10 protein-coding genes are annotated in these 9,565 nt (G+C 74.1%); 7 read left to right on the forward strand and 3 right to left on the reverse strand.

Annotated elements, in window-relative coordinates; genetic code table 11:
* Positions 1 to 880 (forward strand): lysophospholipid acyltransferase family protein (locus VGD85_RS14850; protein ID WP_331064213.1); only part of this gene is annotated, 880 nt, incomplete at its 5' end.
* Positions 881 to 967: 87 nt separating this feature from the next.
* Here VGD85_RS14850 and VGD85_RS14855 read toward each other — a convergent pair.
* The 3 genes from VGD85_RS14855 to VGD85_RS14865 form a co-directional block, all read right to left on the reverse strand.
* Positions 968 to 2,107, reverse strand: coding sequence for a DUF5667 domain-containing protein (locus tag VGD85_RS14855; protein WP_331064214.1), 1,140 nt, complete (start codon positions 2,105 to 2,107; stop codon positions 968 to 970).
* Between the two features lie 130 nt (positions 2,108 to 2,237).
* Positions 2,238 to 3,044 (reverse strand): sigma-70 family RNA polymerase sigma factor, encoded by an 807-nt coding sequence (locus VGD85_RS14860; protein ID WP_331064215.1) that lies wholly within the window; start codon positions 3,042 to 3,044, stop codon positions 2,238 to 2,240.
* A gap of 117 nt (positions 3,045 to 3,161) precedes the next feature.
* The gene (locus tag VGD85_RS14865; protein ID WP_331064216.1) at positions 3,162 to 4,055 is read right to left on the reverse strand and encodes an HAD-IB family hydrolase; all 894 of its coding nucleotides are present in this window, start codon (positions 4,053 to 4,055) and stop codon (positions 3,162 to 3,164) included.
* 67 nt (positions 4,056 to 4,122) lie between these two features.
* On the opposite strand from VGD85_RS14865, the gene VGD85_RS14870 reads away from it, so the two are divergent.
* From VGD85_RS14870 to VGD85_RS14895, 6 genes are all read left to right on the forward strand, one after another.
* Positions 4,123 to 5,673: a class I adenylate-forming enzyme family protein gene (locus VGD85_RS14870; protein WP_331064217.1), complete on the forward strand. Its 1,551-nt coding sequence runs from the start codon at positions 4,123 to 4,125 to the stop codon at positions 5,671 to 5,673.
* Positions 5,674 to 5,686: 13 nt separating this feature from the next.
* Positions 5,687 to 5,932 carry a glutaredoxin family protein gene (locus VGD85_RS14875; protein ID WP_331064218.1) on the forward strand — a complete coding sequence of 82 codons (246 nt, stop codon included), beginning with the start codon at positions 5,687 to 5,689 and terminating at the stop codon, positions 5,930 to 5,932.
* Between the two features lie 171 nt (positions 5,933 to 6,103).
* Positions 6,104 to 6,793 carry a redox-sensing transcriptional repressor Rex gene (locus VGD85_RS14880; RefSeq protein ID WP_331064219.1) on the forward strand — a complete coding sequence of 230 codons (690 nt, stop codon included), beginning with the start codon at positions 6,104 to 6,106 and terminating at the stop codon, positions 6,791 to 6,793.
* The gene (locus VGD85_RS14885; RefSeq protein WP_331064220.1) at positions 6,790 to 8,082 is read left to right on the forward strand and encodes a glutamyl-tRNA reductase; all 1,293 of its coding nucleotides are present in this window, start codon (positions 6,790 to 6,792) and stop codon (positions 8,080 to 8,082) included. The genes VGD85_RS14880 and VGD85_RS14885 overlap by 4 nt, the downstream gene beginning before the upstream one ends.
* Entirely contained in the window at positions 8,079 to 9,092 is a 1,014-nt protein-coding gene (gene hemC / locus VGD85_RS14890; RefSeq protein ID WP_331064221.1) for a hydroxymethylbilane synthase, read from the forward strand. Before VGD85_RS14885 ends, hemC begins: the two co-directional genes overlap by 4 nt.
* On the forward strand, positions 9,089 to 9,565 hold a 477-nt coding region (locus VGD85_RS14895), incomplete at its 3' end, for a uroporphyrinogen-III C-methyltransferase (RefSeq protein ID WP_331064222.1). The genes hemC and VGD85_RS14895, both read left to right, overlap by 4 nt.

Genomic DNA, 9,565 nt, shown 5'->3' on the forward strand with positions numbered 1-9,565 from the left:
GGACTGGCTGGCCGCGCTCCAGCACGGCGCCCGCGAGGTGTTCGGGGAGCAGTGGGAGCCCCAGCTGGCCCGGTTCCTGGCGTTCCTGCGGCGGCGCGTCACCGGTGACTACGTCGTCGACGAGTACGGCTTCGACCAGGAGGTCACCGAGCGCCTGCTCCTGGCGGCGCTGCGCCCGATCGCGGAGAAGTGGTTCCGCATCGAGGTCCGTGGTGTGGAGAACATCCCCGCCGAGGGCGGCGCGCTCGTGGTGTCCAACCACTCCGGGACGATCCCCGTCGACGGGCTGATGACGCTGGTGGCGGTCCACGACCACACCGGGCGGTTCCTGCGCCCGCTCGGTGCCGACCTGGTCTTCCGGCTGCCGTTCGTGAGCTCGCTGGCGCGCAAGGGCGGGGCGACGCTGGCGTGCACCGAGGACGCCGAGCGGATGCTGACCGGCGGTGAGCTCGTCGGCGTGTGGCCCGAGGGCTTCAAGGGCATCGGCAAGCCCTACGGCGACCGCTACAAGCTGCAGCGGTTCGGCCGGGGCGGGTTCGTGGCCGCGGCGCTGCGCACCGGGGTGCCGATCATCCCCCTGTCGGTCGTCGGCGCCGAGGAGATCTACCCGCTGGTCGGCAACCTGCCGTCGCTGGCGCGCCTCCTCGGGCTGCCCTACCTCCCGATCACGCCGTTCTTCCCCGCGCTGGGCCCGCTCGGCCTGGTGCCGCTGCCCTCGAAGTGGCTGCTGGAGTTCGGCGAGCCGATCCGCACCGACGAGCTCGACGTGGGCGCGGCCGACGACCCGATGCTGGTCTTCAACGTCACCGACCAGGTCCGCGAGACCATCCAGCAGACGCTCTACTCCCTGCTGATGCAGCGGGAGTCGGTCTTCAAGTAGCGGGGACGCGCCAGCGGACCCGCTGATGGTGGTCGAGCGACCCGCGTGTCGAGACCCGGTGAGCCGACCGCCGACGACGACCCCCCGTCAGGGGGTCTTGGGCAGCTCGCCGGTGACGCCGTCGATGACGCCCTGGAGGATGCCGGTCACCCCGTCGACGACGTCGCTCACCACGGGGATCGACGGGGCGTCGCTGGGTGAGCCGCCGCCGGTGAGGTCGTCGGTGAGGTCGCGGATCGGGTCCGAGCCTCCGGTGCCACCACCGGACGGCTGGTCGCCGGAGCCGGGGTCGAGCACGCTGCCGGGCCCGATCTCCTCGGCGTCGACGTCGGGCAGTTTGGGGCCGTGGCCCGACTTGTCGCCCCGGTCGGTGCGGTCGGCGTGGGCGACGGGCTCGGCCGGCGGGCGCGGGACCGTGATCGTCTCCTGGGCGGCGACCAGTCCGGGCGGGATCGAGGCGATGCCGGCGCCGCCGCAGTCGGCACAGCGCAGCGCTGCCTCGCTGTCGATCGTCGTGACCACCCCGGCGGCGCGGATCAGCTCGTCGCGGGCGTCGGCCGGCACCAGGGGCTCGAGGGCGGCGAGCCGGTCGATGCTGGCCGCGGCGAAGTCGCGCAGCCGCGCGATCGAGGACGCCGACCCGGTGTGGGCGTAGTCGGCCAGCAGCAGGTCGGAGGCCTCGGTCGCCTGGTCGGTGAACGTGTTGAGCGTGTCGGCGATCCGCTGCTCGTCTCCGGTGTCGTCCTGGCCCGTCAGCGCCTCGACCTCGCCGAGGCGGTCGCTGGCGCTGGCCAGGATGGTGGCGCCCTTGCCGGCCTCGCCGACCGAGAGCCCGGTGTGCGCGCGCTCGATGGCCCGCTTGACGGGGTAGAGCGAGTCGCCGGGCAGCGCCGACTGCGAGGCCATGGCCAGCGAGGTGGTCGCGCCGACGATCGCGATGCCGCCGGCGACGGCGGCGAGCCGCCGCTCCCGGGTCGGGCGGCGCTGGGGCAGGGTGAGCCGCGAGACGTCGTCGGGGACCAGGGCGGTGGCGGCCTCGGCCATCAGCCGCTCGCGCAGCGTGGCGACGAACTCGGGGCGGGCGGTGGCGTCGGGGACCGAGCGGAGTGCGCCGACGAGCTCGAGCAGCTCCGCGTCGCGCGGATCGGAGGCGTCGTACGACGACGCGCCCTCGATCCTCTCGTTGAACTCCTCGGCGCGCCGTTGCGCCGTGAAACCCCAGCTCATCTCGTCCGCCCCATCCAGCCGTCGGCAGCGCCGCCGGTCGGGGACGCTGACACCGACCTCAACGACGCGTGGCAGCGCGAGGTTACGCGGGTGCCGGGGGCGACGTAAACGATTTCGAAGGCGCCGCGCATCAGTCCCGGATCCCTTCGGGCATCAGCTTCGCGAGATTGCGTACGCCGCGCAGCTGCAGCTGCTTGACCGCGCCGTCGCTGCGCCCCAGGACCGCGGCCGTCTCGGCGATGCTCATGCCCTGCAGGAACCGCATCACCAGGCAGTCGCGCTGCTCGGGGGGCAGCTCGGTGAGCGCGCGCAGCAACAGCTCGTTGGTCAGGCCGGCGAGGACCGTGGACTCCGGACCCTCGGTCGCGTCGTCGTGGAGGCCCATGTCCTCGGTCGTCAGCTCGAGACGGGTGCGGCCGGCCTTGAAGTGGTCGGTCGCGAGGTTGCGGGCGATCGTCATCAGCCAGGCGCCGAAGTCCTTGCCCTGCCAGCGGAACCCGTTCATGCTCCGCAGCGCGCGGAAGAACGTCTCGGAGGTGAGGTCCTCCGCGAGCGTGCCCGACCGGGTCCGGTAGAAGAGGAACCGGTAGACCGAGGGCTGGTAGTGGTCGTACAGCAGGCCGAAGGCCTCCGTGTCGCCCTTGCGGGCCAGCTCGACCAGGGCGATCAGCCGGGAGCGTTCGGCCTCGTCCTCCTCCGAGGAGGCCGCCAGCTCGGCGTCGTCGTAGCCGCCGGGGCCGACCGGATCACCGGACCCGGCCGTGGTGCGCCCGCTCGTGGCCGCCTCGGTCGCGAGGAGTCCCGGCAGCGCGAGGTTCGGGGCCCCGGGGCCGGGGGTCGCGGCGGCGAGGTGCGGCTGCTCGGCGAGCAGCACCTGGGCGACCAGGCGTCGCAGCGCGTCCAGACGGCGCGCGACGTCGGTGTCCTCCCACGACATGTCAGATCCTCCCGGAAGCTTCCCCCGAAGCCTGCCCCATCGTAAACGTGAGTTACGCCTCTGTGAACCGCCGTCCGGTTAAAGGACCGGTCCGACCGGAATCCGGCCGGGGAGGGGTCAGCGCAGGAACCGGCGGCTGCGCAGCGCGAGGCCCGCGGCCACCGTGCCGCTGGCGGCGCCGGCGATCCCGCCGACCACCAGGCCGGCCCGCAGCGCCTTGCGGGCGGTGCGGTAGTCGTGGATGCGCCAGCCCTGCTCGCGGGCATACGCGCGGAGCCGGGCGTCCGGGTTGATCGCGCACGGGTCGCCGACCATCGAGAGCAGCGGCAGGTCGTTGTAGGAGTCGGAGTACGCCGAGCACCGGCGCAGGTCCAGGTCCTCCCGCGCGGCCAGCGCGCGGACCGCCTCGCCCTTCGCCGGGCCGTGCAGGAGGTCGCCGACCAGGCGGCCGGTGTAGACGCCGTCGACGTGCTCGGCGACGGTGCCGAGCGCGCCGGTCAGCCCGAGCCGGCGGGCGATGATCTGCGCGATCTCGATCGGCGCGGCCGTGACCAGCCAGACCCGCTGCCCCTCGTCGAGGTGCAGCTGGGCCAGGGCCCGGGTGCCTGGCCAGATCCGGTCGGCCATCGCCTCCTCGAAGATCTCCTCGCCCAGCTCCTGCAGCTCGGTGACCGTGTGGCCGGCGATGAACCCGAGCGCCGAGGCCCGGGCGTCGGCGACGTGGTCGGGGTCCTCGACGCCCACGACGCGGAAGTAGGCCTGCTTCCAGGCGGCGCCGAGGATCTCGCGGGTCGTGAAGAAGTTCCGCCGGTGGAGCCCGCGGGCGAGGTGGAAGATGCTGGCGCCCTGCATGACGGTGTTGTCGACGTCGAAGAACGCCGCCGCCACCGGGTCCAGCGGCGGGGTCAGCGCCGACTCCACCTCGGCGGCGGCCGCCGCGGCCTCGCCGGCGAGCACCGAGCGCACCTGCAGGTTGCGCGGTCGGGCTCTCTTGTCGCGCGACGGGCTCACAGGGGCAGGGTAGACCGCGTTCGAGGCACCGCCCGGTGCCGGAGCGTGGATGTGGAAGTATCCCCTCATGCCTGGGATGCGCGACATCACCGAGCTGGTGAGCGGCGCCGCCGCCGAGCACCCCGACCGCCTCGCGGTCGTCGAGGCCGGCGGCCGCAGCCTGACCTGGAGCGGCCTCGAGGACGAGGTCGGCCGGATCGCGACCGGGCTGGGCGAGACGGGCGTCCTCGGTGGCGCCCGGGTGATGATCGCGGTCGGCAACCGGCTCGAGTTCGTCACCACCTACCTCGGCGTGCTGCGGGCCCAGGCGGTGGCCGTCCCGGTCAACCCGCGCTCCACGGCCGCCGAGCTGGCCCGGATGCTCGCCGACTCCGGGTCGCGGCTGGTGGTCGCGGACCCGCACACGGTGGGAGCCGTCCGCGAGGCCGTCGCGTCCCTCGAGGCGCCGGCGCCGGTGGTGGCGGTCGTCGAGGCGGAGCCATTGTCCGGCGAGCGGCCGTACGCCGCGCTGCGGGAGGCCGAGGCGCGGCCGGTGCCGCCCCTGCAGGACCCTGAGAAGCTCGCCGTCCTCCTCTACACCAGTGGTACGTCGGGCCGCCCGCGCGCCGCGATGCTGACCCACCGGGCGCTGTTGGCCAACCTCGACCAGATCGCCCGGGTCGACCCGCCGATGATCCACGGCGACGACGTGGTGCTCGGCGTACTCCCGCTGTTCCACGTCTACGGCCTCAACGCGGTCCTGGGCGGCGTGCTGCGCCACCGCGCCAAGCTCGTGCTGGTCGAGCACTTCGACCCGCACGAGACGCTGTCGCTCATCGACGACGAGGCGTGCAGCGTGGTCCCGGTGGCGCCGCCGGTCTTCGCCCACTGGGAGCACGAGGAGCACCTGGCCGAGCACCTCGGCCCCGTGCGCCTGGTCCTGTCGGGGTCGGCACCGCTGGCGGCCGACGTGCTCGAGCGGTTCACGGCTCGCACCGGGGTCGCGGTGCACCAGGGCTACGGGCTCACCGAGGCGGCGCCGGTCGTGACGAGCACGCTGTGCAGCCAGGCACCGCCGGCCGGGTCGGTCGGCGCGGCGCTGCCGGGGGTGGAGCTGCGCCTGGTCGACGAGTCCGGTCGGCCGCCGGAGGGCGACGACCCGGGGGAGATCCAGATCCGGGGCGCCAACCTGTTCAGCGGCTACTGGCCCGACGGCGACGGCGGGCCCGACGAGGACGGCTGGTGGTCGACCGGCGATGTCGGGTTCCTCGACCCGGCCGGCGACCTGTTCCTGGTCGACCGGATCAAGGACCTGGTGATCGTGTCTGGCTTCAACGTCTACCCGGTCGAGGTCGAGGAGGTCCTCGCGGAGGTCGACGGGGTCGAGGAGGCGGCCGTGATCGGGGTCGCCGACCCGGACACCGGGGAGGCGGTCGTGGCCTACGTCCGGGCGCCCGGTGCCGACCCGGCCGCCGTCGCCGCGGCGGCCCGTGCGCACTGCGAGGAGCGGCTCGCCCGGTTCAAGCGGCCCTCGCGGATCGAGGTGGTCGAGACCCTGCCCAAGACCGGCACCGGCAAGGTGCAGAAGGGCCGGCTGCGCGGCATCGAGCGGCGCCGGGCGCTGGGGTTGTTGGAGTGATGGGGTTGTTGGAGTGAGCGCGCCCCGGGTGACGATCTACTCGCGGCCCGGCTGCCACCTGTGCGACGTGGCCCGCGAGGTCGTCGAGCGCGTGTGCGCGGACCTCGGGGAGGAGTACGTCGAGGTCTCGATCGACGACGACCCCGAGCTGCGCGAGCGGTTCACCGACGAGGTCCCGGTGACGTTCGTCGACGGCCGGCAGCACGACTTCTGGCGCGTCGACGAGACGCGGCTGCGGAGGGCGCTCGCCCGATCCTGAGCGGCCCCGGGCCCGGCGCCGCCGCCGGCGTGGGTCATCTCACAGCCCGTCCCACCAGCCGGGCGACGGCTCCGGTCCGGTTTGTTCTCCTGTTCACAAACTCCTACAGTGAACGAGCCGCCGGGTGCGAGGACGGGGTCGTCCTGCTGTGCTCGACGACGGCCTGGCCCCATGGCGTTGGAGACGAGAGCAGTGACCGCACGGACCTCCCCCGAGAGTGCCCGGGACATCCCCGAGGCCACCGTCGCGCGACTGCCGGTGTACCTCCGGGCCCTCGTCTCGCTCTCCGAGGAGGGCACCGCGACCTGCTCGAGCGAGGAGCTCGCGCTCGCGGCCGGCGTGAACAGCGCGAAGCTGCGCAAGGACCTGTCCTACCTCGGCAGCTACGGCACCCGCGGCGTCGGCTACGACGTGGACTACCTGCGCTACCAGATCGCCCGCGAGATCGGGGTCACCCAGGACTGGCCGGTCGTGATCGTCGGCATCGGCAACCTCGGGCAGGCGCTGGCCAACTACTCCGGCTTCCGTAGCCGGGGGTTCCGGGTGGTGGCGCTGCTCGACGCCGACCCCGCCCGGCACGAGCAGGTCGTCGCCGGCATCGACGTACGCCCCTTCGACCACCTCGAGCGGATCGTCCGCGACCACTCCGTCGCGATCGGGGTGATCGCGACACCCGCGGTCGCCGCGCAGGACGTCGCCGACCGGATGGTCGCCTGCGGGATCACCAGCATCCTCAACTTCGCGCCCACCGTCCTCACCGTCCCGGCCGAGGTCGACGTGCGCAAGGTGGACCTGTCCATCGAGCTGCAGATCCTCGCCTACCACGAGCAGCGCAAGACCCAGGGGGCGGTGACCGCATGAGCGTGCTCGTGGTCGGCATCTCCCACAAGACCGCGCCGGTCGCCCTGCTCGAGCAGCTCGCGCTCGACGGCCCGGCGCTGCACAAGCTGATCGACGACGTCGCGGCGAGCGAGCACGTCACCGAGGCCACGGTCATCGCCACCTGCAACCGGCTGGAGATCTACGCCGAGGTCGACCGCTTCCACGGCAGCGTGGAGGAGCTGTCCCGCCTCGTCGTCGAGCGCGCCGGCGAGCGCACGGAGGCGATGCTGCCGCACCTGTACGTCCACTACGACGACGGCGCGGTCTCGCACCTGTTCCAGGTGGTGTCCGGCCTGGACTCGATGGCGGTGGGCGAGGGCCAGATCCTCGGTCAGACCCGGGCCGCGCTCCACGCCGGCCAGGAGATCGGCACCGTCGGCCCCGCGCTCAACCTGCTGTTCCAGCAGGCTCTCCGCGTCGGCAAGCGGGCCCGGGCCGAGACCGGCATCGACCGGGCCGCGCCCTCGCTGGTCACCGCGGCCCTGGACCGCAGCCGGGTCGCCGTCGGCGACCTCTCGGGCAAGCGGGTGCTCGTCGTCGGCGCCGGGTCGATGGCCGGACTCGCGACCGCCACGGTCGCCGCCCGCGGGGCCGGGAGCGTCACGGTCGTCAACCGCACCCCCGCCAGCGCCGACCGGCTCGCCGAGGAGTACGGCGCGCGCGCCGCGGCGCTGGCCGACCTGCCCGCCGAGCTCGCCCTGGCCGACGTGGTGGTGTCGTGCACGGGAGCGGCCGGGATCCTCATCGGCCGCGAGACCGTCGCCGCCGCGGTCACCGACGGCCGCGACCTCGCGATCCTCGACCTGGCCCTGCCGCACGACGTCGACCCCGCCGCGGCCGAGCTGCCGGGCGTGACGCTGGTCAACCTCGCCGACCTCGCCGACGACCTCAGCGAGTCCGACGCGGGGCAGGAGGTCGAGGCGGTCCGCGAGATCGTGACCCAGGAGGTCGCCGCCTTCCTCACCGCCCGCCGGCAGGCGAGTGTCACCCCCACGGTGGTCGCGCTCCGCTCGATGGCCACCTCGGTCGTCGAGGCCGAGATGGAGCGGCTGACCGGCCGCCTGCCCGACCTCGACGACGACGCGCGGGCCGAGGTCCTGCACACGGTGCGCCGGGTCGCCGACAAGCTGCTGCACCAGCCCACCGTGCGGGTCCGCGAGCTGGCCAACGAGGACGGCGCCGTCTCCTACGCCACCGCGCTGGCCGAGCTGTTCGCGCTCCACCCCGACGCCGTCGACGCGGTCACCCGCCCCGAGGGGCTCGCATGAGTGCCCCCACGCTGCGGGTCGGCACCCGCGCCTCCGTGCTGGCCACGACCCAGTCCCGCCTGGTCGCCGACGTGCTCCGCGAGCGGCTCGGTCGCGACGTCGAGCTGGTCGAGGTCTCGACCGAGGGCGATCGCAGCCAGGCCTCCGGCGTACCGCTCCAGGGCGCGGCGAGCACCGGCGTGTTCGTCGCCGCGGTGCGCGAGGCGCTGCTGCGCGGCGACGTCGACGTCGCCGTCCACTCGCTCAAGGACCTGCCGACCGCGCCCGCCGACGGCATCGTGCTGGCCGCCGTCCCGCAGCGCGAGGACCCCCGCGACGTCGTCGTCGCCCGCGACGGCCTCACGCTGGGAGAGCTGCCGGTGGGCAGCCGGGTCGGCACCGGCTCGCCCCGCCGGGTCGCGCAGCTGCACGCGCTCGGCCTGGGCCTGGAGATCGCCGGCATCCGCGGCAACGTCGACACCCGGGTCGGCAAGGTCCGCTCCGGTGAGTACGACGCCGTGATCCTCGCCCGCGCGGGGCTGGCCCGGATCGGGCGCCTCGACGAGGTCACCGAGGTCCTCGACCCGCTCCAGATGCTCCCGGCGCCGGGGCAGGGCGCGCTGGCCGTGGAGTGCCGCACCGACGACACGCTGGCCGCCGAGGTCACCGCCGCCCTGGACGACCCGCGGACCCGGGCCGCGGTCGCCGCCGAGCGCGCCGTGCTGGCCACGCTCGAGGGCGGCTGCTCGGCCCCGATCGGGGCGCTCGCCGAGATCGTGGAGGGCGAGCAGGACGAAGAGCTCTGGGTGAGATCAGTGGCGCTCTCACCCGACGGGGCGCTCACGGTGCGCCGGTCCGCGGCGGGCGACCCCGCCGACGCCGTCGGCGTCGGGACCCGGTTGGCCGAGGAGATGCTCGCCGACGGGGCCGCCCGGCTCTCGGACCCCGCGCACGACCGCTTGAACGACCCCGCGCACGACCCCGTGAACGACCCCTTGAAGGACACAGCAGACAAGGTGCAGAACGCATGACTCGAGGCAAGACCACCACCGCCACCGGCTCGGGATCCACTCGAGGCTGGGTGTCGTTCGTCGGCAGCGGGCCGGGCGACCCGGGCCTGCTGACCGTGCGCGCCGTCGACCTGCTCCAGCAGGCCGACGTCGTGGTGACCGAGGTGCCCGACCACGCGGCCCTGGTCCGCACCGTGCTCGGCCTGCCCGCCGACCCGGACGGCACCGCCGGCACGACAGCCACCGGGGACGCCGGGGACACCGGGGCCCACGGGCCCGAGCTCGTCGACGGCGGCTTCGGCGAGGACGGCCAGCCGCTGACCCACGCGGCCCGCGCGAAGGTCGTGGTGCGGCAGGCCAAGCGCGGCCTGCGCGTGGTGCGGCTGATGGCCGGCGACCCGTTCCTCTACGCCTCCGGGCCGGAGGAGGCGCAGGCGTGCGTCAAGGCGGGCATCGGCTTCGAGATCGTCCCCGGGGTCTCCTCGGTCAGTGCG

The organism is Nocardioides sp. (genome assembly GCF_036401255.1).
GTDB lineage: Bacteria > Actinomycetota > Actinomycetes > Propionibacteriales > Nocardioidaceae > Nocardioides.